General features: G+C 65.4%; 13 protein-coding genes. 9 read left to right on the forward strand and 4 right to left on the reverse strand.

The genetic code is table 11. The annotated features are described in order from the left end of the window. Positions 1-48 precede the first annotated feature (48 nt). Together NTCA1_RS07735 and NTCA1_RS07740 are read left to right on the forward strand one after the other, a co-directional pair. The gene (locus NTCA1_RS07735; protein ID WP_159829818.1) at positions 49-1539 is read left to right on the forward strand and encodes a hypothetical protein; all 1491 of its coding nucleotides are present in this window, start codon (positions 49-51) and stop codon (positions 1537-1539) included. Then, positions 1536-3155: an O-antigen ligase gene (locus NTCA1_RS07740; RefSeq protein WP_159829820.1), complete on the forward strand. Its 1620-nt coding sequence runs from the start codon at positions 1536-1538 to the stop codon at positions 3153-3155. Before NTCA1_RS07735 ends, NTCA1_RS07740 begins: the two co-directional genes overlap by 4 nt. On the opposite strand, the gene NTCA1_RS07745 is transcribed toward NTCA1_RS07740, so the two are convergent. Further along, positions 3063-4445 carry an oligosaccharide flippase family protein gene (locus NTCA1_RS07745; protein ID WP_159829822.1) on the reverse strand — a complete coding sequence of 461 codons (1383 nt, stop codon included), beginning with the start codon at positions 4443-4445 and terminating at the stop codon, positions 3063-3065. The genes NTCA1_RS07740 and NTCA1_RS07745 overlap by 93 nt on opposite strands. Then, complete coding sequence (locus NTCA1_RS07750; protein WP_159829824.1) at positions 4445-5758, reverse strand: glycosyltransferase family 4 protein; 1314 nt, start codon at positions 5756-5758, stop codon at positions 4445-4447. Before NTCA1_RS07750 ends, NTCA1_RS07745 begins: the two co-directional genes overlap by 1 nt. A gap of 123 nt (positions 5759-5881) precedes the next feature. Here NTCA1_RS07750 and NTCA1_RS07755 point away from each other — a divergent pair, with 123 nt between their 5' ends. The 7 genes from NTCA1_RS07755 (at position 5882) to NTCA1_RS07785 (ending at position 21780) form a co-directional block, all read left to right on the forward strand. Then, positions 5882-6748 carry a 2OG-Fe(II) oxygenase gene (locus NTCA1_RS07755; protein WP_159829827.1) on the forward strand — a complete coding sequence of 289 codons (867 nt, stop codon included), beginning with the start codon at positions 5882-5884 and terminating at the stop codon, positions 6746-6748. Then, positions 6748-7920, forward strand: a complete 1173-nt coding sequence (locus tag NTCA1_RS07760) for a glycosyltransferase family 2 protein (RefSeq protein ID WP_159829829.1) — start codon at positions 6748-6750, stop codon at positions 7918-7920. The genes NTCA1_RS07755 and NTCA1_RS07760 overlap by 1 nt, the downstream gene beginning before the upstream one ends. Beyond that, positions 7917-8831 (forward strand): glycosyltransferase, encoded by a 915-nt coding sequence (locus NTCA1_RS07765; protein ID WP_159829830.1) that lies wholly within the window; start codon positions 7917-7919, stop codon positions 8829-8831. The genes NTCA1_RS07760 and NTCA1_RS07765 overlap by 4 nt, the downstream gene beginning before the upstream one ends. A gap of 114 nt (positions 8832-8945) precedes the next feature. Beyond that, positions 8946-13628, forward strand: coding sequence for a MupA/Atu3671 family FMN-dependent luciferase-like monooxygenase (locus tag NTCA1_RS07770; RefSeq protein WP_159829831.1), 4683 nt, complete (start codon positions 8946-8948; stop codon positions 13626-13628). A gap of 3 nt (positions 13629-13631) precedes the next feature. Beyond that, positions 13632-20027 carry a type I polyketide synthase gene (locus NTCA1_RS07775; protein ID WP_159829832.1) on the forward strand — a complete coding sequence of 2132 codons (6396 nt, stop codon included), beginning with the start codon at positions 13632-13634 and terminating at the stop codon, positions 20025-20027. Further along, positions 20024-21016 carry a glycosyltransferase family 2 protein gene (locus NTCA1_RS07780; RefSeq protein ID WP_133084000.1) on the forward strand — a complete coding sequence of 331 codons (993 nt, stop codon included), beginning with the start codon at positions 20024-20026 and terminating at the stop codon, positions 21014-21016. Before NTCA1_RS07775 ends, NTCA1_RS07780 begins: the two co-directional genes overlap by 4 nt. Before the next feature lie 116 nt (positions 21017-21132). After that, positions 21133-21780, forward strand: a complete 648-nt coding sequence (locus NTCA1_RS07785; RefSeq protein WP_236549166.1) for a 4'-phosphopantetheinyl transferase superfamily protein — start codon at positions 21133-21135, stop codon at positions 21778-21780. Here the strand turns inward: NTCA1_RS07785 and NTCA1_RS07790 are convergent. Next, complete coding sequence (locus tag NTCA1_RS07790; protein WP_086491050.1) at positions 21746-21973, reverse strand: response regulator transcription factor; 228 nt, start codon at positions 21971-21973, stop codon at positions 21746-21748. The two genes, NTCA1_RS07785 and NTCA1_RS07790, sit on opposite strands and share 35 nt — an antisense overlap. A 272-nt stretch (positions 21974-22245) precedes the next feature. Beyond that, on the reverse strand, positions 22246-22959 hold the full coding sequence (locus tag NTCA1_RS07795; protein WP_159829833.1) for a response regulator transcription factor: 714 nt from the start codon (positions 22957-22959) through the stop codon (positions 22246-22248). Between the last annotated feature and the right edge of the window lie 151 nt (positions 22960-23110).

Genomic DNA, 23110 nt, shown 5'->3' on the forward strand with positions numbered 1-23110 from the left:
ATCGCGCTGACCCTGTGCGCCGTCGTCATGGGGACGCTGGCGATCGTCATGCCCGAGGTTCTTCGCCGTTACGTGCCGGTGCGGCTAGCCACGGATGAGGCCGCGCGCGTCTCCGGGCCTGAGATCGTGCCGCCGACATCGCTTGGCATGAATCTTTTCGGCCTGCAGACCTTCAACCGCCAGCAGGTCTTCGCCAACATGATCCTCCAGAGCGAATGGTTCTCCTCGCGCGGAGACGGGTGGACGCCGATGCCGAAAGCGCAGCTTGACGAGTGGGGCTGGGTGAGCCGGCTGGAACCGGGCCAGACCGCGCCGCGCCCTCTGGTTCTGCCCGCCGCTTCGTCACAGGCCGTTGCGGTCCGCTGCACGTTTGCGGGACTTGGCGAACTGGGCGCCGGGGGGATGGCAAGGATCGTGCGCTCCGCCGGGAATTCTCTCGAACTGGAACTGGCTCCGACCGGCGCACAGGATAACGGCGCCTGGCTCGAACTGCTGTCCACCGATCCGGCAAACCCCTTGCGCGATCTTGACTGCCGCAAGGCCGATACGCCGCGAGAGGCGCGGTTCGAGCCGGAGTTTCTGGCCTTCGTGTCCGGCTTCAAGGTGCTGCGTTTCCTCGACTGGCAGCGCACCAACGACAATGCGCACATCGCCTGGAGCGCGCGCACGAAACCGGACAGCGCCTCCCAGACAGGCGCGGCAGGCGCCTCGCTAGAGGACATGATCGACCTGGCTAATGAACTCGGCGCAGACCCGTGGTTCCTGATGCCTTACAATGCGGACCCGGACTATCTGCGGGGCTTTGCGGAGCTGGTTCATGAGCGGCTCGATCCCCGACGCCGGGTCTATGTCGAACTGGGCAACGAAGTGTGGAACGATATCTTCGATGCAGCGGCACAAGCCGAACGGGAAGGGCTTGCGCTGGGTCTGGGCGGCGGCGATCCGATGCGCGCGCGGATGGAGCGCTATGCCGAACGGATGGTCGCCGCGATGCGCATCTGGACGGCAGTCTACGCCGACCGGCCCGGTGCTCTCGTCCGGGTCTGCGCCAGCCAGCATGCCAACCCGGATCTTGCCCGCATCGTGCTCGCTCATGGCCAGGCCGACCACTGGGTAGATGCCCTTGCCACCGCGTCCTACATCTGGCTGGAAATGGAGGGCCGTGAGCGATCGGATCTCGATTTCATCTTCGCGCAGCTTCCCGAATCCGTCGATCGAACTCTGGCCATGGCCGAGGACAACCGCGCGATCGCGGCGGCGCACGGCCTGCGTTACATCGCCTATGAAGGCGGGCAGCACCTCGTTACCGCGAACTTCGAACTGGCCGGAGCCTTGCAGCGAGATCCGCGCATGGGCGATGTCTATGCGCGCTATCTGGAGGGATGGCGCCGCCGTTTCGGCGATACGCTGGTCCTCTACGCTTCGACCGCGCCTGTCAGCGAATATGGCTCCTGGGGTCTGAGAGAATATGCCGGGCAGCCGAGTAAGGAAACGCCCAAGCTGACGGCGGTAAGGCGTTTCCAGCGGGAGGCCCCGTGAACCGGCATGCCGTACAGTCGGTCGCGGGCACGGCCTTTATTCTCGCCGTGCTGGCGGCGGCCTATCACAGTCTTCATTCGGCGCTCTACGTCTCCATCGTCAGCAGCGCGGGAACGGTGCTTTTTCTCCTTTGCCTGAAGGGCACGCATCGGGACGAGATGGCGGCTCGCAGCCTGCTCTGCGTGATCGCGATGCCGATGCTGGCATGGTCGCTGCCGACGATCAGGATGCTTCATCTGGCCATGTGCCTCTGGGTGCCGCTGCTGGCAGGCCGACCCGAGCGCATCGCGCCGCTGTACCTGTTCAGCCTGCTCCTCCTGCCGCCCCTCGACGTTCCGGTGACCCTGGGCGCCTTGAAGCTGTTCGACTTTGGTGTTCAGGACGGGCTGGCGGTGGGCGCGGCGTTGGCGCTGTTCTACCATCATCCCGGTTTGCATCTGGCCGGCTCGCTTCGCAGACCAGCCAGCGACGGATGGGTAGCCGCTTTGCTCCTGTTCCTGGGCATGGCGCTCTCGCGGGAAACCAGTGCCACCAATTTCCTGCGGACCACGGTCAACCTCCTGCTCGATTTCGGACTGCCTTATTACATCCTGAGCCGTGGGATCGTGGACGTGGCGAGCCAGCGCACGGCCCTGCGATGGCTGGCGTGCAGCGGCATCGCGGTGACCGCGATCCTGGTGCTGGAGGCCTGGCGCAGCTGGCCGATCTTCTACGAGCTATACGGCCACTACAATGTGGAGATGCTGTTGATCGTCAAGGCGCGGGGCGGCCTCATGCGCGCGGGCGGACCTTTCGTCGAACCGACCTCGATGGCGCTGGTGCTGGCCATCTGCTTCGCCGCGCTGAGCGTCCTGCGAGAGGATTTCCGTTCTGGTCTGCGCCATGCCGGGCTGCTGGTGATCTGCTTCATCGGCGTGTCGGTGCCGCAATCGCGCGGTGCCTGGATAGGGCTTGGCCTGGCGACGGTTGCCATGGCAATCTATCGCGGGCGCTGGCGTGCGCTCATGTCGAATGCGGCCGTGATCGGGACGATGCTTTGCGTGGTCTTCGTGACGGCCAGGCTCTCGCCCGGCTTTGCCGAAGCCCTCGGCCTGTCGGACGGCGGCGCCAACGAGACCACGACTTATCGGCGGGATCTGTTCGAGAAGGGCAAGGAGGTATTCTGGATGAGTCCCCTGTTCGGCCATTCCATGCCGAGCCTCAACATCCTGATGGAGGATCTGCGCCAGGGCGAGGGGATCATCGATTTCGTCAATACCTACTTGTGGATCGGCCTGATCGGCGGGGCGGCTGGCCTTGCGATATTCATCGGCAATATTGTCGATCCCCTGACGGCGCTGTGGAAGCGGCGGCGCGTCCTGCGGGGAACACCCGGAATGGCGCCCGCCGCATTCGTGTTCGGAACGCTGGCGATGCTGAGCGAGATGCTGTTCTTCACCTCTTTCGGCGGTCGGCCCGCGTTCCTTACCTTGGGATTGTTCGGGTTCAGCGCCGCGATCCTCGCCAGGACGAACGCGGACGCGTTAGCCCAACAGAGGACTGAGCACACCGGAAACGATCCGGCCGCAGAGGGCACCGGCCAGTCCGACCGCCAGGAAGAGCAGCTCCTCGCGTAAGTCGAGCAGCCCGACGAGGTGCATGCGCAGCCATTTCATGCCGAGCGCGGGTGCTTCCATCAGGCCGACGGCAAGGACCAGCCCGAACTGGCCCCAGACGAGATATCCTGAAATTCCCGCAACCGTCAGCCAGATCAGCTTGACCACGCTCGCCTCCAGCGTCGCGCTGATCCGTCCCGTGGCCGTCAGCGCCTCGTTGGCCGCGTTGGAGGGCAGGGCGAGAAGCGAGGAGATGCAAAGGATCTGCAGATAGCCCGAGGCTGCGGCATAGCGAGGATCGTACAGGATGCCGACAATGAGCGGCGCACTGCCGATGATGCCGCCGGTGGCGCAGCCATAGAGCAGGCCCGGCAGCCTGCGCTTGCCGTAGAATTGGTCGCGCAGGTCCTTCACGCCGTCCCGCCAGAGCTGGGCATAGGCGGGATAGAGCACCCGGCTTGCATAGTTCGCCGCAAAGCTGAGCGGCGCGGAGGCAAGGTTTCCTGCCAGAATATAGAAGCCGAACTGGTCGAGCGGCATCAGCTTGGCCAGCACGAACTTGTCGACTTGCGAGATCAGCAGGAAAATCAGGCTGGACCCCGTGACGTAGCGTGAAAATGCCCACAAGGCCTTGAGGGTCGGGCGGTCGAGCCGGAACCGGCGGCGCGCGTTGTCGAACAGGCCATAGCTGAGAGCGGCCTTGAGCGCGCTGCCCGCCAGAATGCCGCCAAGGATCGCCCAGTAGTTCCCCCAGGCCCAGGCCAGCGCGGCGCTTGTGGCGATCTGCACGACCAGGGCAATGAGTTCCAGCGCGGAAAGCCGCAGGATCAGGCGTTGCCGCAAGGCGGTGAGCAGGCTGGTGGAACTCAGGCCTTCGACCAGGAAGGTCAGCCCCGAAGCCGCGATCAGCGGCGCCAGCCCGGGCTTGCCGAAAGCCTGGGCCAGCGGCACGGCCAGTATGGCCAGCGTCAGCGCCAGCAGGAGCGAGCGGATCAGGGCAACGGTCCAGACGGTATCGAGGAAGCGCCTTTCGTCCCCGTTCTCCTGCCGCACCACGAATGCCTGAAAGCCGAGGTCGGTGGCGAGGGCGACCGTGAACTGGACGGATGCGATCACCCCGGAAATGCCGAAAACCTCCGGCACGAGCAGCCGGGTCAGCACCATCCCCGAGATCGCGCGCAGCAGGTTGTTCAGGATCACCGACACGATCACCACATTGGTGTCGCGTGCGGCGAAATCGCGGAGCCTTAGCCAGAACCCGTGCCTTGCCGAGGATCCCGGCCATGCCCCACCGGCAGTCCGCTCGTTCATCAGGCGGCTATCCGCTGCTTGTCGCGGATCACGGTCTCATAACAGGCGAGCAGCTTGTCTCCCACGATATCCAGCGAGAACTCCGCCGCACAGCGCTGGCTGGCAGCAGCGCCCATTGCCGCCGCCTGCTGCGGATGTTCCAGCAATCGGTCGAGAGCCCGAGCCAATCTTTCCGGCTCCGCCACGGGTGTGAGAAGGCCGGAGCGGCCGTCGATCACGATCTCGTCCGCGCCCGGCCAGTCGGTCGACACGAGCGGACATCCGCAAGCCATCGCCTCCAGCAGGATGTAAGGAAAATTCTCCCAGCGGGAGCTTACCACCGTGGCCATGGCCTTCATGCGCAGCGGCAGGATTTCCGCAGGTTTCAGCAATCCCCGAAAGGATATTCTGGCCCTTGTTCGCGGCGAGAGGCGGCTTGCGGCGAATGCTTCGAAACCCTGTCGTTCGCCCGGCGCGGTTTCCAGTCCCTCGTCAGGCCCGACCATCGTCAATTGCACATCGGGTCGCAGATCGAGGAGGCGTTCGAAAGCCAGCAGCATGGTATCGCCGCCCTTCCAGAAATCGAACCTGCCGACCATGAGGATATGTCCCGGCTCTGCCGCGTCAAGGCTCCAGCGGGCGCCGTCATGGCCTCTGCGGATGGGGTTGGCGATGACCGCCGAAGCTCTTGCAGGATCGCGGCCGTAGCTCTGGCAAACCGCCGTCATGATCGCATGGGTCGGGGCGGTCACCATGGCGGCGCTGCGGATGGCGCGGGCTTCCGCCTGGCATCGTTCCCGTTCGCGGCCTAGTTCCGCGTCCGTCAGATGGCGGGCGGGTTTCAGGACCTGGGGGCCGTGAAGGCGGGTCACGACCGGCGCCGGGATGGCGCTTGCGGCGAGTTCGGACCAGCCGAAGCTCTCTTCCATTTCGACCAGATCGAAGGCGCGGATACGGTGCGCCGCCGCGATCTGGCGTGCCACGTTCCGGCCGACCTCCGGCAAGCCTCCGCTCGCGTCGCCCCGCAGACGTGCCAGCCTGTCCCCGGCCAGCGCCATGACCTTAGCGGTGCCGCGAGGGGACAGCGAGACCGCGCTGCCGTCGCTCAGGTAGAGCCGTTCCTGCGAGATCACCGAGACCTCGTGTCCGCGCGCGATGAAGTGATCGCGTAACGCGGCGACGTAGCTGACGATGCCGTTGGCGCCTCTCGAAGGCGGCCAGTGGGGGGAGCAGAGACCGATATGCACGCCAAGATCTCCCGTCACTACCTCCCGCTCGGGGTCTTCCCGAGTTTCGTGGGAATCTACCGAACCGCTCCCGGGGGAGTCGATCATGAGAACTTCCAAGGGAGTTTCCTGCCTGCCGCGCCGCGGTGGTGCTGCGTTATCGTCGGGCCACCAGGAGGCGGCGGAAACGGACTCGACCTGCCGGTGCGCAAGCGTGCGGAAAGGGGTGCAATGGCGTTGCTCGAACTGACGGACCTCGGCGGCTACAAATGCTTCGACCACGAGGCCTGCAAGGCAGCCGGAGCCGAGCATTCCGCGCGCTATCGTGAGAACCAGCCTTTCCCGCACATCATGTTCGACGCGTTCCTGGACCGCGACGTGCTGCGCAAGGTTCTGGAGGAATTTCCCGAGAGCAGCGGTCATGACTACTTCGACCGCGATCAGGAACGGCTGAAATTCCAGTTCAGGCCCGACCAGTGCAGCGGCCCCGTTACCCGCATGCTGTTTGCCGAGCTGAACTCGCGTGCATTCCTGACATTCCTGTCCCAGCTCACGGGGATCCGGGGCCTGATCGCGGACCCCTATCATGCCGGTGCGGGGCTGCACGAAACGCGGCGCGGCGGGCATCTGGGCATCCACGCCGATTTCCCGCATCACGGGAAGATGAAGGTGGAACGGAGGCTCAATCTCCTGATCTACCTCAACGAGGACTGGTCCACCGATTACGGCGGCGCGCTCGAACTGTGGGATCGCGGCATGACCCGTGCCTGCCGCACCATTCAGCCGGAATTCGGCCGCGCCGTGATCTTCAGCACCGACCGCGACACCTATCACGGCCATCCCGATCCGCTGGCCTGCCCCGCCGGGCGGTCGCGTCGTTCGATTGCCACCTACTACTACACGGCGGTCGGTACGAACTTGCCTGCGATCGAGCGCACCACCGATTTTCGCGCCAGACCCGGCACCGGCGATAAGGCGGACTGGAGGGTGCGCCTGCACAACCTGAAGGCCGACTGGTTGCCCCCGATCCTCCAGCGCCGCCAGCGCGAGCCCCTGGAAGCAGCGTTGCAGGCGACACCTGCAACGCCCGCGCCGTGATGCTCCAAGCACTTGTCTGGACGATGGTCTTGGGGACTTCGATCCCCGCGATCGTGCTCGCCGCCGAATGTCTGGTTGCCCTGCGAAGAACCGTGAGGCCAGCGACCGTGCCGGCTGCGCCGCCCTATGTCGTACTCATGCCGGCTCATGACGAGGCGCGCGGGATCGCGCCGGTAATCGCAGCGGTGCTGCAGCAATTGCGGCCTTGCGATGAACTCGTCGTCGTCGCCGACAATTGCACCGACGCGACGGCGGAAATCGCACGAGAGCTTGGCGCCACCGTCATAGAACGGCGGGACGCGGAGCGGCGCGGCAAAGGCTGCGCCCTGGAATTCGGGCGGGAGTTCCTCGCCTTGCGGCGCTCCGGTTGGGATGCGCGCGTGGTGATAGTGCTCGATGCGGACTGCGTACCCGGCCCGGCCGCCTTGCCGACGATAGCCGCCCTTGCCGAAATGCGACAGGCGGCCGTGCAGGGGGCCTATCTTCTGGAACCGCCCAGGCACGCCGATGCCGTCGTGGGCGTGTCGTGCTTCGCCTTTCTGGTGAAGAACCTCGTGCGGCAGGTTGCGCTCGACCGGCTCGCGGGTGCCGCGCTGCTTCAGGGATCGGGCATGGCCTTCCCTCCGACCATGTTCGCTGGAATGCACTGGGCTACCGCGTCGCTCGTCGAGGATCTGGACATGGGGCTGGACCTGCTGCTGGCGGGCCGATCCGTGATCTTTGCCGAGAATGCGCGGTTCGTCGGCACGGCAAGTTCGCGACAGGGAACGGCAGGCCAGCGTCGCCGCTGGGAACACGGCATGTTGCAGACCATGACCCGCTACGTTCCCAGACTGCTTGCGACCGCCTGGCGGCAAAGGTGCGCGGGGCTTGCCATGGTGGCGCTCGACCTGCTGGTGCCGCCGACCGTATTGCTCGCGATGGCATTGGCAGCGGCGATCGTTCTTGCCGCGCTTGTGGACGGCGCGGGGCTGCCCCTTTGCGTCCTGCTGGCGAGTTCGCTGGGCCTTGGCTTTGCCCTGCTGGCGACGTGGCAGCGCCATGCGCGCGCGATCCTGCCGCTGGGCAGTCTGGTGCAGATCCCCGGCTACGTGCTCTGGAAGGTGCCGCTGCTCGTCCAGTTCGTGACGCGGCGCCAGCGGGCGTGGCTGCGAACGGAGCGTGATCCATGAACACCGTCGGCTTCGTCATCATCGGCCGCAACGAGGGTGCCCGGCTCACCCTGGCCATAGACAGCGTGCTGCGGCAGGTGTCGCGGGCCGTCTATGTCGATTCGGGATCGGCCGACGGCAGCGTGTCGGTGGCCGAGGGGCGCGGGCTGGCGGTTGTGGAACTCGATCCCGCTCGGCCGTTCACGGCGGCACGGGCGCGCAATGCCGGTTTCGCATGGCTCACCGCGAACCATCCCGATCTGGAATTCATTCACTTTATCGATGGCGACTGCGAACTCGTGCCGGGGTGGCTCGAACGCGCTCTGGCCGCGATCCGTTCGGATGACCGACTGGCAGCAGTCTGCGGGCGAAGGCGAGAGCGATATCCGGGCGCCAGTCCCTATAACCGGCTCTGCGATCGGGAGTGGAACACGCCGACAGGTCTCCGGGACACCTGCGGCGGCGATGCCCTGTTCCGTATCGCACCCTTCCGCAGCGCAGGCGGATTCCGGGAAGACCTGATCGCGGGCGAGGAGCCCGACTTGTGCCATCGCATCCGCAGGCAGGATTGGCAGATCCTGCGGGTCGATGCGGAAATGACGATCCACGACGCGGCGATGACGCGGTTCTCGCAGTGGTGGCAGCGCAATCGGCGCAGCGGCTATGCCACGGCGGAAGCCTTCGCCCTGCGCGGGCAGGGGGATGCGCGACTGCGCCGAGAGGTGACCAGCAATGTGCTCTGGGCCTTGCCGCCGATGTGGCTGCTCTGGCCGCTGCTCTGGAGCCGCATCTTCATGCGCAGCGGCGCCCTGGCCGCGAGCTTCCTGACGCTGGGGAAATTGCCGCATTGCCAAGGGCAAATGCAATATTGGTGGTCGAGATATCGCAGCAGGATCACCCGGTGCGAATCTCGTCTTATAGAATACAAGTAAAGCCAGAATAAATATTCCGCATGCCTGTACCCATACCATGAATTTCTGGACCGAGTTGACGAAATGGCCTCGATCAGGACGATTGGTTACCGTCCGTGTCTGAGGAGAATATCCATGGGTGGGACATTCTATCCCAACGTAGCCGGAAGAACCGCTAATCTGTCGGACACCGGCGAAGGGCATTCAGGCACCGGATATCGATCGGTCCTGATAGGCAATGAAACGCTTCTGGCCGAGTGCGGCAACCTGCTGCGCGCCAAGGGGCATGATATCGTTGCCGTCGTTGCCGAGGCCACTTCACCGGCTGCGGACTGGGCGAGACGGAGCCGCATCCCGCTGCTCGCCAGCGCGCGCGATTTGCCTGCGGTGACCGGACCGCTCGACTGGATCTTCAGCATTTCCAACTTGTCCATCCTGCCCGAGGACGTGCTGTCTCTCGCCGTGCGCGGCGCGATCAATTTTCATGACGGACCGCTTCCCGCGCGGGGCGGTCTCAACACGCCGGTCTGGGCGCTTCTGGAAGGCGAGCGGCAGCACGGCATCACCTGGCACCTGATGACGGGGGCCGTCGATCAGGGCGCGGTGCTTGCTGCCGAGGCGATCGAACTGGGTGAGGGCGAGAGCGCCTTTTCGCTCAACACCCGCTGCTTCGAAGCGGCGTTGCGCAAGTTCGCGGGGATAGTGGATGATCTTGAGGGCGTGGTCTCGGCAGCGGTGCCGCAGCCGCACGCCCCGCTGCGCATGTTCGGCCGGGAGCACCGTCCCGAGGCTGCGGGCACGATCGACTGGAGCAAGCCCGCCGAGGAAATCGTACGGCTCGTATCGGCGCTGGACTATGGCCCATATGCCAATCCGATGGGGCTGCCCAAGGCGATCATGTCGGACCGGCTCGTGCTGGTTCAGCAGGCCACCGTGCTGGGCACGCGCTCCGGTGCGCAGCCGGGCACCCTGATCGCTACCAAGGGCGCGCCGGTTGTGGCCACGGGCAGCTGGGACTTGCGGCTCGATCGCCTTGCCGCGCTTGACGGCACTCCGCTGACGGATCTGGCCGAAAGCAGGCTCGCGTCACTCGATGCAGTGCAACGCACCCGCCTTCACCAGCTCGACGCCTTGGCCGGACGCCATGAGCCATGGTGGCGCGGGCGGTTGCGCCAGCGCGACAGCCTGCAACTCCCTGCTTTCCGCCCGGCGCCTGCCGAGGCGGGGCGATGGATGCGGGTGGACACCGTTATCGAGCCGGGCAATGCTGCTCAGACGCTCGCGACGATCATCGCCTGGCTGGCCCGCGTCGCCGACCGGGATCTCATCGAGATCGGCTATGCCGATACCGCCATGGACGAGCGCTTCGAAGGTGTCACATCGTGGTTCGCGGGCGAGCTTCCCCTGAAGGTGGCGGTGGATTTCGATCAGCCCTTGTCGCACCTGATCGCGGAGATCGAACGGGAGATCGACGGTCTGCATCGCCGCGTGGGCTATTGCGCCGATCTCTTCGCCCGCAGCCCGGAACTGCGCGGAAAAACGGGTGTGGAGCATCCCGTGACTTTGCGTTTCTCGGGGCGTATCTCGGGAGGGGAGAGCGCGCGAGTGCCCTCGGGCGAAACCGTGCTCGATATCGCCATCTGTCCCGAGCGTGGAACGTGCCGATGGACTTATGACGCGGCCCGGCTGCCGGAAAACGAAGCAGCCGATCTCCTGACCGCCTTCGATGTGTTCAAGGCGGCAGCAAGCGCCGACCCTGCCTGTCCCATCGCCAGACTTCCGCTGCTTTCGCAAAGCGAACGAGGGCGCGTGATCGAAGACTGGAACAGGACCGGCGGATCTTCTCCCAAGGCAGAGGTCTGGCACCGCCTGTTCGCGGAGCAGGCGATCCGCACGCCGGACCTCGTCGCCGTCACCGCGCGGGGTATCTCGCTGACTTATGCGCAGCTCGATGCCCTGTCCAACCGGATAGCGCGCCTGCTGGCGAAGCGCGGTGTCGGGCCGGAAGTGCTGGTCGGCCTCCATCTGGCCCGCTCCGTAGAGATGCTCGCATGCCTGGTCGCGGTGCATAAGGCGGGCGGCGGCTATGTGCCGCTGGACCCGGCCTATCCCGAGGACCGCATCGCGCACATGGCAAGCGATTCCGGGATGCGCCTTATCCTGAGCGAGGAAGACCTTCGCGGCGGCCTGCCGGACGGTGAGGCGGAAGTGCTCTGCATCGAGGATATCAGGCGCGAATGCGCAGACCTCGGCGCGGATCCTTTCGATGGCGGCGCGCAAGGCGCCAATCTGGCCTACATGATCTATACCTCGGGTTCGACTGGCCTGCCCAAGGGTGTCGTCGTCGAGCATCGTAACCTGACGAACTTCTTCCATGGCATGGATGCCCATCTGGAGCCGGAGGGTGTCTGGCTGGCCGTCACCAGCCTCAGTTTCGACATCTCGGTGCTGGAACTGCTCTGGCCGCTGATGAACGGATACCATGTCGTCATCGCGAGCGAACGGCAGGTGAGGGGGGACGTTTCGGATGTGCCCGCGCGGCACACCGGTTTCAGCCTGTTCTATTTCGCCAGTTCGAGCGCCGGGAGCGCCGCCGAAAACTATCGGCTGCTGGTGGAAGGTGCGCGCTTTGCCGACAGTCACGGGTTCGAGGCCGTTTGGACCCCCGAGCGGCATTTTCATGCCTTCGGCGGGCCTTATCCCAACCCTTCCGTAGCCTCCGCCGCGCTGGCTGCCGTGACCTCGCGCGTAGCCATTCGTGCCGGTAGCGTCGTCGGCACGCTTCATCACCCGCTGCGGATCGCGGAGGAATGGGCCCTCGTGGACAATATCTCCGGGGGGCGGGTCGGCATAGCCTTTGCCTCGGGCTGGCAACCGAACGACTTCGTGCTCAATCCCGCCGCCTTCGCGGATCGTTCCGGCACGCTGAGGACGTGCATGGAAGATGTCCGCGCCTTGTGGCGGGGCGAACCGCGCCGTTTTCCCGGCCCCCTCGGGCAGGACGTGGAAGTGCTCACGTATCCGCGGCCGGTTCAGCCCGAACTGCCCTGCTGGATCACCTCGGCCGGAAATGTCGGCACTTTCATCGAGGCAGGGAGAGCGGGCGCATTCGTGCTGACGCACCTCTTGGGCCAGTCGATCGAGGAGGTGGCGGAAAAGCTGGCCGCCTACCGCCGGGCCTGGCGCGAGGCGGGGCATGCGGGAGAGGGCCATGCAACCCTCATGCTCCACACTTTCCTGGGCGATGACGAGGCACGGGTTCGCGAGATCGTCCGCGGGCCGCTGATAGAGTATCTGCGCACGGCCACGGCGCTGCTGCAGGAGCATGCCTGGTCGTTTCCCGCTTTCAGGCGTCCCGGCGGGGTAGAGGCGACAGGTCAGGTCGATCTGGGCAGTCTCAGCGAAGCGGAGACCGAAGCCCTGCTCGAACATGCTTTTGAGCGCTATTTCGAGACAAGCGGACTGTTCGGCACGCCGCAGGACAATCTCGCGCTGATCCGGCGTCTCGGGGACCTCGGGGTCGACGAGATCGGCTGCCTGATCGACTTCGGCGTCAATCCCGAAACGGTACTGGCCCATCTGCCCGCGATCGACCGCCTTCGCGCGCTGGCGCAGGACCGCGCGGCCGAGGATGATGCGGAGTATCCGCTGTACCGGCTGATGGAGCGCCATGGCGTGACCCACCTGCAATGCACCCCGTCGCTGCTTCAGGCGCTTGCGGGTGATCCGGCTGCCCACGCGGCGCTCGCTGGCCTGAAGCGCCTGATGGTGGGTGGAGAGGCCTTCCCGCCGCATCTCGCGCAGGAGATGCAGAGGCTGGTGCGCGGCACGGTGATGAACATGTACGGTCCGACCGAAACCACCGTGTGGTCTGCCGTCCACTGCCTTTCCGGCGACGACAGGGTTCCCCCGCTCGGCCGCCCGCTCGCGCGTCAGCAGATCTACATTCTCGATCGCAGGTTGGAGCCGGTAAGGCCCGGTGCGCCGGGCGAGCTGGTGATCGGCGGCGCAGGCGTGGTGAGGGGATATCACGAGCGCCCCGAACTTACCGCCGAACGCTTCGTGCAGCACCCGTTCCTGAACGGAGAGCGCGCCTATCGCACGGGAGACCTGGCGCGACAGCGAGACGACGGCACGCTGGAGTTTCTCGGGCGGCTCGACCATCAGGTGAAGATCCGTGGCTACCGGATCGAACTCGGCGAAATCGAGGCGGCACTGACGGCGCATGAGGACGTTGCAGAAGCCGTGGTTGTCGCCCGCAGCGAGGGGGCTGTGACCAGGCTTGTCGGTTACGCGGCGACGACAGCGAACCCGGGCCCTTCGCCCGAGGCCCTGCGGGAGCATCTGCGGCAAAGCCTGCCGGAATTCATGGTGCCGGGCAGTCTGGTCGTGCTCGATGCCCTGCCGCGTACCCCCAACGGCAAGATCGACCGCAAGGCCCTGCCTAACCCTGCTGCCGCCCGCGACAACGGTTCCGCCGATCCGGTGGCAATTCCGACGACGCCGGTGGAAGCCCAGATCGGCGAGATCTGGTGCGATCTCCTGAAAATCGGTCATGTCGGCCGGGACGAGAACTTTTTCGACATCGGCGGTCATTCGCTACTGGCCATTCAGGTTCACCGCCGCCTTGCCACGGCTGCCTCGCGCCCGGTGGCGCTGACCGACATCTTCCGGTTTCCGACCATAGCGGCCCTGGCAGCGCACTTGTCCGGCGAGGGAGGCGAAGCATCGGCGGCGCGCGAGGGGCAGGACCGGGCCATGGCGCGCCGGGCGGCGCTACTGCGGCGGGGCGCCGTGCGAACAGTAGCGAGGACCTGAGCCATGGACCAGGATTTCGGATCCTTCGAGGATCGCGGCGATGCGCCGGACGCTGCTTCCATCGCCATCATCGGCATGGCCTGCCGGTTCGCCGGTGGTCGCGGCCCCGACGCGTTCTGGGACCTGCTTCGGGAGGGCCGGGAAGGGCTCGAGACTTACACGGACGAGGAACTCCTTGCCGCCGGTGTAAGTCCCGCACTCCTGCGCAATCCTCGCTATGTCAGGCGCGGTGCGCCGCTGGCGGACATGGAGTGTTTCGACGCGGCGCTGTTCGGCCTCAGCCAGCGCGATGCCGCGATCATGGATCCGCAGCACCGGCATTTCCTGGAGTGCTCGTGGGAAGCCCTGGAAGATGCCGGGCACACTCCGCAGGGCTTCGGCGGCATGATCGGGGTTTTCGCAGGCTCCGGGCACAATGCCTACATGCCCTACAATCTGCTGGGCAACCGCCGACTGGTGCAGGACACCGGCCTGTTCCTGCTTCGCCACACCGGGAACGACAAGGATTTCCTCACCACGCGGGTGTCCTATCTGCTCGACCTGAAGGGGCCGAGCATCAGTGTCCAGACCGCCTGCTCGACCTCGCTGGTGGCGATCCACATGGCCGCGCAGAGCCTGCTGTCCGGCGAATGCGACATGGCGCTGGCGGGCGGGGTCTCGATCGAGCTGCCGCATCGGCATGGTTATCTCTACGAGGAAGGCGAGATCCTGTCACCCGACGGCCGTTGCCGTCCCTTCGACGCGTCCTCGCAAGGGACCGTATTCGGCAGCGGCGTCGCCGTTCTTGCGCTTCGCCGCCTTGCCGATGCCATCGAGAACGGTGACCATATCCACGCGGTCCTGCGCGGATCGGCCGTCAACAACGACGGCAGCGCCAAAGTGGGCTATCTCGCGCCCGGCGTCGAGGGGCAGGCGGCGGTCATTGCCGAGGCGCTTGCCGTTTCCGGGGTCGATCCCGCCGAAATCGATTATGTCGAGGCCCATGGCACCGGCACGCCGATCGGCGATCCCATCGAGGTGGCCGCACTCAGCCAAGCCTTCGGGCAGCGCGAGCGCGCCCGCCCTTGCGGGCTGGGTTCGGTCAAGGCGAACATCGGCCATACCGACACGGCCGCGGGCGCGGCGGGGGTCATCAAAGTAGCCCTTGCCCTGCGCCATCAGGAACTTCCCGCAGTGCCTCATTTCGAGGTGCCCAATCCCGACTGCGCGATCGCCACGAGCCCGTTCCGCATTCAGGCGACGCGGGAAGCCTGGCCCCGGCGCGATAGCAGCCCCCGTCGCGCCGGGGTCAGTTCGCTGGGCGTCGGCGGCACCAATGCCCATGTCGTCATGGAAGAAGCGCCGCTCCGCTCCCCCGGAAGTGCGAGCCGCCGCCGTCAGCTGCTGGTCGCTTCGGGTCAGAGCGAAAGCGCGCTGGCGGCAAATCTCGCGGCCCTGTCTCGCCGCCTTGTCGAGGCGCCCGATATCTCGCTGCCGGACACCGCCTACACGCTGAGCACCGGGCGGCGTCACCTCGGGATGCGACAATTCGTCGTGGCAAGCCGTGACGCGCCGGAGCAGGCGGCGGTCTCGCTCGAAGCAGCCTCACAGGCGGCGGGCAGGCCTGCGGCAATCCCCGGCCGCAGCGTGGCCTTCCTGTTTTGCGGCGGCGGCCCTCAGCACAACGATATGGCGCGGGGTCTTCATGAAACGGAGCCGCTGTTTCGCGCCGAAGTCGATCGCGGCCTTGGATTGCTGGACGCGATTGCCCCAAACGAACTGCGCCGCTGGCTCTTCCCGGCGCAGGAAGATTTTGCGCGTGCTTCCGCCGAACTGGAGCGCCCCTCGAACGCCTTGCCCGCTCTGTTCATCGTCCAGACCGCACTGGCGCGGCTATGGATGTCGCTAGGGATCACCCCCGCCGCCATGATCGGCCATAGTTGCGGAGAATATGCCGCCGCGCATCTTTCCGGCGTGATCGACCTCGCAAGTGGTTTGCGTATCGTCCATACGCGCGGCGTCCTGTTCGAGAAGACCGGCGCGGGCGGAATGCTCGGCGTTTCGCTGTCGGAGGCGGAACTAGCGCCCCTGCTTTCCGAAGGTCTGTCTATCGCTGCGATCAACGGGCCTCGGCTTTGCGTGGTGTCCGGCGCCACGCATGCGATCGAACGGTTCCAGCGCGATCTGGAGGAGCGGGAGATCGAGGCTGCGCGGATCCCGATCACGGTTGCCGCCCATTCGCCCATGCTCGATCCGATCCTGCCGGAATTCCGTGCGCGACTGTCCGGGATCGCCTTCCACGCACCGCGCATAGCCTTTGCCTCGAACCTCACCGGAGAATGGGTCAAGGCCGTCGAGGCGACTGATCCCGATTACTGGGTAAGGCACTTGCGCGAACCTGTGCGGTTTACCGATGGCCTCCAGTGCCTGCTCACAGAACCGGACCGCGTTCTGCTGGAAGTCGGGCCGGGGCGGAGTATGGCCAGCCTTGCCCGGCAGCACGCCGCGCGCAAGCCCTCGCAGCCCGTTGTCGCCTCGATGCGGCACCCCGACCAGGATATCGCGGACGATGCCCGGTTCCTGGAGGCGCTTGGAGAACTCTGGACACTCGGCGTCGATATAGACTGGAGCGCATTCTGGCACGGCGAGCGGCGCCTGCGTCTGCCTTTGCCGACATATCGGTTCGACCGCCAGCGTCACTGGTTCGACGCGCAGACGGCGACGGAGCGGCAAGGCGGCAGCGACGCCGATCCCGATCTGCGCATGGATCTGGCCGAGTGGGCCTACGAACCGGTCTGGATGCGCGACGACGAAACGGAGGGCGAAGCCGGAAAAGGTCCGGTGCTGGTCCTTCGGGATGAAGCCGGATTTTCGGGCAGGCTCATCGCGAAGCTGCGCGGGCAGGGCGCGGATGTGATTGCCGTGCGCCGCGGTCGGCGGCGGAAGGAATGCGGCCCGGGGGATTACATGATCCGTCCGGCAAGGCGCGAGGATTGGGCCTGGCTCTTCGATAGACTGGCACAGCAAAACCACCTGCCGGTACGGGTCTTCCACTGCTGGATGGTAACTGGCAGGCGCAGGCCCGGCCGGGGCAGCCTTCTGGACCACGGCCTGTTCTCGCTGACCGCGATGACCCCGGAACTGGCCGCAGCCTGTGAAGGCGGGGAAGTGGGCGTGGTCCTCGTCACCGACCGCGCACAGCGGATTGCCGGAGACAGCGATATCGAGCCGCTGAAGGCCGCCTTCATCGGCGCCCGCAGGAGCATTGCGGCCGAATATCCGGGGCTGCGTTTCCATGCTGTCGATATCGACGATCGGGCGGGACGCTCCATGTGGCCCGACCGGACGGTGGAGGCCGTGATCGAGGAATCCGCCTCTACGAGCGAACGGGATGTGGCATGGCGGGCGGGCGAGCGCTGGACGCTCGGTCAGCGCCCTGCGCGCGGGGTTCTGGACAATGCGGAGACGTCCCCGTTCCGCAAGGACGGCACTTACCTGATAACGGGCGGCCTTGGCGGGATCGGCCTCACCATCGCACGGCATCTCGCGGCAACGGTAGGAACGCGCATCGCGCTTCTGTCGCGCACGGTGCTGCCGGATCGCGCGCGGTGGGACGAACTGCTGGAAGACGGCGAACTGCCGCTTCCGCTCAGGGAGAAGCTGCTGGGCGTTCTGGAACTGGAAGCCATGGGCGCGCAAGTGGAACTGGCCACCGCCGATGTCGCCGAGGTTCGCGGGCTGCGCCGCGCCATCCGCCGGGTGGAGGCCCGCTTCGGCCGGATCGACGGGATTTTTCACACGGCCGGCACGCTTGACGACGAACTGGTCGAGACCCGCAGCCGCGCGGCGATGCAGGCGGTGCTGCGCCCCAAAGTAGCGGGGACCCTGGCGCTTGAGCGGGTGATGGCGGGGCGTCCGCCCGACTTCCTGATGCTGTTCTCCTCGATCAGCGCATTTGCCGGACTTCCAGGCCAGGCCGATTACGCTGCCGCCAACGCCTTTCTCGACGCCTATGCCCAATCGCGCAGCCAGGATCCCGCCACCCGCGTCCTGTCGGTCGGATGGAGCCAGTGGGCGCAAGTCGGGATGGCGGCGGCCCTTGCTGGAGACAGCGGCCAGAGCGGCGCGCTTGCTGCCGATCTCGGCAAGGGGGAGGCCGTCGCGCATCCCTTTCTGGAACGGCTCCATTCGATTTCGTCCGGCGAATTCGTTGTGGCGACCAGCCTGACGCCGCAGCGCCACTGGATCCTGGACGAGCACCGGATGGTCGGCACCGGCCCCTTGCTGCCCGGGACGGCCTATCTCGAACTGGCCCGCGCCGCTGTTGCCACGGCCGAACCCGGCCCCATGGAGTTCAGCGATTTCACCTTTCTCGAAGCCTTCGCCGTTCCTGATACCGAAACGCGGGACCTTCGGGTTCATGCCCAAAAGGAAGGGGAAGGCGCATGGCAGGTCGTCGTGCTCGGCCGCCCCCTGCGATCGCGTGCGCCATGGACCGAGCATGCGCGAGGGACCTTGCGCTGCCACGATACCCCGCCACTCCGCGCCATGCTCGACCTCGATGCGATCGCGCGGCGATGCCGTCCCGGCAGGGGGGGAAGCGAAGACCAGCCTCGCCTGATCTTCGGGCCGCGTTGGGAAAACCTCTCGGAGCTGATGATCGGCCAGGACGAGGCGCTGCTCACGCTGGAACTGCCGGAAGCCTTCCGGGGCGAACTTGAGGAACTGGCGCTCCATCCCGCCCTGCTCGATTTCGCGACCGCAAGTGCGCAGGCGCTGATTGCAGGGCGCGACCCGGATCAGGACTTCTACGCCCCCTTCAGCTATCGCCGTCTCGTGCTCCATGCTCCGCTTCCTGCGCAGATCGTGAGCCATGTGCGCTACCGGGCCAATGGCGAGGCGAGCGGAAAAACGGCGACCTTCAATGTCACCATTACCGATCCCGATGGATTGGTACTGGCGGAAATACGCGATTTCACGATGATCCGCGTCGCAGGGACGGCACTGGCCAAAGCTGCGCCGGCCGAAATCGGCACCACAGCCGAAGGTCGTGCAGGTATTCTCCCGGAAGAGGGCGCAGAAATCGTGGCAAGGCTGCTCGCCGGTGCGCGGCGACCGCACCTGGTGATCTCTCCCTACGATCTCCCCGCCGTCCTGGCCGAGATGCGCAAACCGGCTCGCCCCGCGCCTACGACAGCCGCCGGAGACCCCGCCGATGCCCCAAGGACCGAAACCGAGCGGCTGATCGCGGACTTGTGGTGCGACCTGCTCGGCATGGCCGCAATCGGACGGAACGACAATTTCTTCGATCTGGGCGGGCATTCGCTTCTGGCCGTCCAGTTCTCCAACCGGCTGCGCAAGCGGATGGGCAAGACCCTGCCGCTGGCCGCGATGCTGGGGCAACCGACCGTGGCCAATCTGGCCCTGATCATCGATCCGGGCAGCCGGGCCGATAATGCTGGAGCCGGGACCGAGACCACTGAAGCTAACGCCCACGAAGGCCTCGTCACCATCCGCGAAGGTGGCGCAGACAGAGCATTGTTTTTCGTCCACGACGGGTTAGGCGAAACGCTGCTCTACCGGAACCTCGCCCTGCGGCTCGATACCGATCGGCCGATCATCGGCATGGAGCCCTTGCGGCGGGCCGACGGCACTTATGCCCATACCCGTATCGACGAGATGGCGGCGCATTACGTCGACCGTCTGCGTCAGGTTCAGCAGGAAGGGCCTTACCTGCTGGCCGGGCTCTGCGCGGGGGGCGTCATCGCCTTCGAAATGGCCCGGCAGCTTCAGGACGAGGGCAGTCAGGTCGCATTCGTGGGGATCATCGACGCGGCCGATGTCGAAGCCCGCAAGTTCCGTTTCCTGACCACGCGTTTGCGAATGGCGCGCCTGAAGACGCTGATGGCGCAGTCTGGTCCCCTAGGCCTCCTTCCCGACCTCGGCCGCAAGGCATGGAACGCCGCATGCTGGGAACTCGGCTCGCGCCTGCGCCAAGTCCAGGATCGGCGCACGGTGCGTACGATGCGAAATCGCGAGGCTGGAGAGGGTGCAGGGGTAATTACGACGCGCGAACCGGCAGGCGCGATCCCCTTCCTGAAACTCTACGAAGTCGCTCACCGGGAGCACCGCCCGAAGGGAATATTCGAAGGCGGCACCGTCGCGCTGTTCAAGGCCGGGAGCGATACCGGACTGCCCGATGATACGCCCTATTCCCTGACCTACCGGGACTACGCCCTGGGCTGGGGCAAGCGTGTCCGCGACGAGATCGTCATCGTCGACATTCCGGGTGGGCACAGCAGCAACTTGCAGGAGCCATACGTAGACAGGCTTGCGCCGCTGTTCCAGGAAGCGCTCGATTCCGCGCTGGCAAACATCGATCCCGCGCCTTTCGAGACCATCGGGGTTGCGGCCGAATGATCGGACCCGGATTGCTCCACGCGATCGACGTGATCGACGTGATCATCGTCAACTACCGCACGGGACCGCTGGTCGTGTCCTGCCTGCAGACGCTGGCTGCCGAGGCCGGGGAGGGCATGCGGATCCGCGCCTTCGTGATCGACAACGCTTCGGGTGACGGTTCGGCCGACATGATCGAGGCAGCGATTATGCAGCACGACTGGCATTGGGCCCGGGTGCATCGCTCCGCCGTCAATGGCGGCTTTGGTGCGGGCAACAATATCGGCATCGACCTTGCGCTCGCGCAGGCGCAGCCTGCCGGACTGATCTGGCTGCTCAACCCCGACACCCGCGTGATGCCGGGCGCGGCGCGGGAACTGGCGCGCTTTATGGCAGGCACGCCTGGTGCCGGTATCGTCGGCACGGCTCTGCTGGAGGCGGACGGCAATCTCTGGCCTTTCGCGTTCCGTTTTCCGTCGGTCCTCGGAGAGATCGAGCGCGGTCTGCGGTGGAGCTTCACGTCCCGGCTGCTGTCCCGCCATGCCATCGCGCGCCGCATGGACGGGCGGCCTGCGGTCGTGGACTGGGTCAGCGGCGCCAGCCTTGCCATTCGCCCGGCCCTGCTGCGGGAAGGGCTGCGCTTCGACGAGGGCTATTTCCTCTATTACGAGGAAACCGACTTGTGCCGGGCGGCGCGGTCGAACGGGTGGCAATGCTGGTATCTGCCGCAAGCGCTGGTGCTGCACATCGCCGGGCAAAGCACCGGAGTAACCGCAACCCAGGCAAGGCCGCGCCGTCTGCCGGATTACTGGTTCCAGTCCCGATCCCGCTATTTCCGGAAGAACCACGGGCGCGCCTACGCGCTTCTGGCGGATCTGGCCTGGATGATCTCGCACACGATATTCCTGGGCAAACAGGCTTTGCGCGGTTCGCCTGGTATCGATCCGCCGCGCCTGCTGAGCGATTTCGCGCGGCATAGCGCACTGGTGCCGGGGCGACGTCGTACATGACGCATCAAGGGGTTGGGCCGGACTGGCTTGAGGCTATGGGATGTCGGACCATCAAGCTACCGGCCCCCTTCGATCTATGGCGCATCGACGTATCGCCCCAGGACGATCAACGCCTCATGGCCTGCCTGTCTGGCGAAGAGCATGCCCGCGCCGCGAAGTTCAGAACCGAGGCGCTCGCCCGGCGCTATCGCACCGCGCATGCCGCGCTGCGCATCCTGGGAGAACGACGTTGCGGCATTCCGGCCGCGCAGCAGGTCTATCACACCAACGCTTTCGGCAAGCCTTGTCTGGCGAATGTCTCGCAGGCCCATTGCAGCCTCAGCTACAGCGGCGAGAGCGTGCTTGTCGGGTGGAGCCTGGATCACGAAATCGGCATCGATCTGGAGCGTGTCCGCGTTCTGGACGATGCAGCCGAGCTTGCCGACCTGCATTATACGGCCCGGGAGAGAGCGGCCCTGCCGTGTCCCGGCTCTCGGCACTACAGCCGCGCTTTCCTGACGCTTTGGGTTCGCAAGGAAGCCTGCGTCAAGGCGCTTGGTCAGGGCCTGAATATTGCGCCTTCCTCATTCGATTGCGACGTTGACCCGAGGTTGGCTCTTGCTGAAATCGATGGCTCTTCTGTCGAGAGCGACGTTTACGACCTGAAGGACGGCATTCTGGTGGCCTGGGCCCGAATCATCCAGAATAACTGGTCTGACCGGAACCGAAGGCTTGCCGCCGGGCAGTCTGTCACTGCTGGAGTTGCAGCAGCCCTTCGCGAATGACATGGGCGATCATATGTGCGCGATTGCGCGTTCTGGTCTTGAGGCGGACGTTTTCGACGTGCCGTTCGACCGTGCAGGGCGCGATATTGAGTTCGATGGCCGTTTCCTTTGCGGACCGCCCCATGGCCACAAAACGCAAGACATCCAATTCACGAGCCGTAAGTTGCACAGCTTCATTATCAAATCTGTACATGAAATTCCCCCTACATTTCGATGATGATATTCGAACCCCCCTACCTTCCGTTGAGACTTTTCCGAGCCTCGACCACAAATGTTGCATTGGCGAAGATTCGAGTCACGCTATATTTTGGTTTCATCGCGGCGCCGTTTGGATTTCGGGCGCCTTGAACAGCAATCGCATGGGCACGGGGACTATCCCGATTCGACCGGATGTTCTTCAGGATAATCCGGGAGAGTTATGCTCACGATTGCACATAAAGCTTCACGGGTGGTTTTCGTCGTTGGTCAGGACCGCGGATCGAGAGCCCGGACGTCATGGAAACCGACTCCGCAGAGCACCCGTGCAGGCCCCTGGTGATCTGCCAGTTCGCGGGCCAGCACTGCCGCCTGCGTGCGGTTGCTGACCGACAGCTTCTTCAGCAGCGATTTGACCGTGGCCTTCACCGCCGATTCACTGATGCCAATGTCGCGTGAGATCGTCTTGTTCGGCAGCCCGCGTTCCAGGGCGCCCAGCACATCCCATTCCCTTTCGCTCAGATCGTAGCCCTGCGCCCCGCGATGCAGCGGCGGTGTTTCGGTCAGGAGCAGGAGATTGTCGAGCAGGTCGATGATTTCCGGCGGCGCCACCTTCTGTCCCACCGCGACCATCTGCATCATCGCCACCAGCGACTGATAGGGTACCTGATCGAGAAAATAGGCATAGGCGCCCGCCGCATAGATGGCCGCCATTTCGGTGAACTCGAAAGACGACACCAGAGCGACCACACGGGCGGACGGAAACCGATGAAGGATTTCTCCGACGACGGCCGCTCCGTCGCTTCCCAGCAGCGATCGGTCGACGACGATGACATGATCTGCCGGGCCTGCTTCCTGCGGCGGCGCCAGCTTGTGAAGATCGTCCACCGATTCCGTGAGATCGAAACCTGAATCCGACAGGATGCGGCGAACGCCTTCACGAATGAGCGAGTTCCTGATGGCCACCGATACTGCTGTAGTCATGATCGTTCGCAGGCCTCTCTTTTTCGTCGCATCTACAGGAGATGGCGTGAGGTCCGAGGAAGATCCGTTCCGCCCCAACAGAACTCGGAAAAACAAGTATTACGCGCAAGGCGCCGATTTACGCGTTAACCCTAGAGCAAACCGCATGGAT

The organism is Novosphingobium sp. TCA1 (genome assembly GCF_009811895.1).
Lineage (GTDB): Bacteria > Pseudomonadota > Alphaproteobacteria > Sphingomonadales > Sphingomonadaceae > Novosphingobium > Novosphingobium panipatense_A.

Excerpts from the sequence above, each read along its gene's own strand:
- NTCA1_RS07760 (WP_159829829.1), top strand. The coding sequence starts at position 6,748 with ATGCTCCAAGCACTTGTCTGGACGATGGTCTTGGGGACTTCGATCCCC.
- NTCA1_RS07785 (WP_236549166.1), top strand. The coding sequence starts at position 21,133 with ATGGCCTGCCTGTCTGGCGAAGAGCATGCCCGCGCCGCGAAGTTCAGA.
- NTCA1_RS07770 (WP_159829831.1), top strand. The coding sequence starts at position 8,946 with ATGGGTGGGACATTCTATCCCAACGTAGCCGGAAGAACCGCTAATCTG.
- NTCA1_RS07735 (WP_159829818.1), top strand. The coding sequence starts at position 49 with ATGCCCGAGGTTCTTCGCCGTTACGTGCCGGTGCGGCTAGCCACGGAT.
- NTCA1_RS07750 (WP_159829824.1), bottom strand. The coding sequence starts at position 5,758 with ATGATCGACTCCCCCGGGAGCGGTTCGGTAGATTCCCACGAAACTCGG.
- NTCA1_RS07775 (WP_159829832.1), top strand. The coding sequence starts at position 13,632 with ATGGACCAGGATTTCGGATCCTTCGAGGATCGCGGCGATGCGCCGGAC.
- NTCA1_RS07790 (WP_086491050.1), bottom strand. The coding sequence starts at position 21,973 with ATGTACAGATTTGATAATGAAGCTGTGCAACTTACGGCTCGTGAATTG.
- NTCA1_RS07745 (WP_159829822.1), bottom strand. The coding sequence starts at position 4,445 with ATGAACGAGCGGACTGCCGGTGGGGCATGGCCGGGATCCTCGGCAAGG.
- NTCA1_RS07795 (WP_159829833.1), bottom strand. The coding sequence starts at position 22,959 with ATGACTACAGCAGTATCGGTGGCCATCAGGAACTCGCTCATTCGTGAA.
- NTCA1_RS07765 (WP_159829830.1), top strand. The coding sequence starts at position 7,917 with ATGAACACCGTCGGCTTCGTCATCATCGGCCGCAACGAGGGTGCCCGG.
- NTCA1_RS07780 (WP_133084000.1), top strand. The coding sequence starts at position 20,024 with ATGATCGGACCCGGATTGCTCCACGCGATCGACGTGATCGACGTGATC.
- NTCA1_RS07755 (WP_159829827.1), top strand. The coding sequence starts at position 5,882 with ATGGCGTTGCTCGAACTGACGGACCTCGGCGGCTACAAATGCTTCGAC.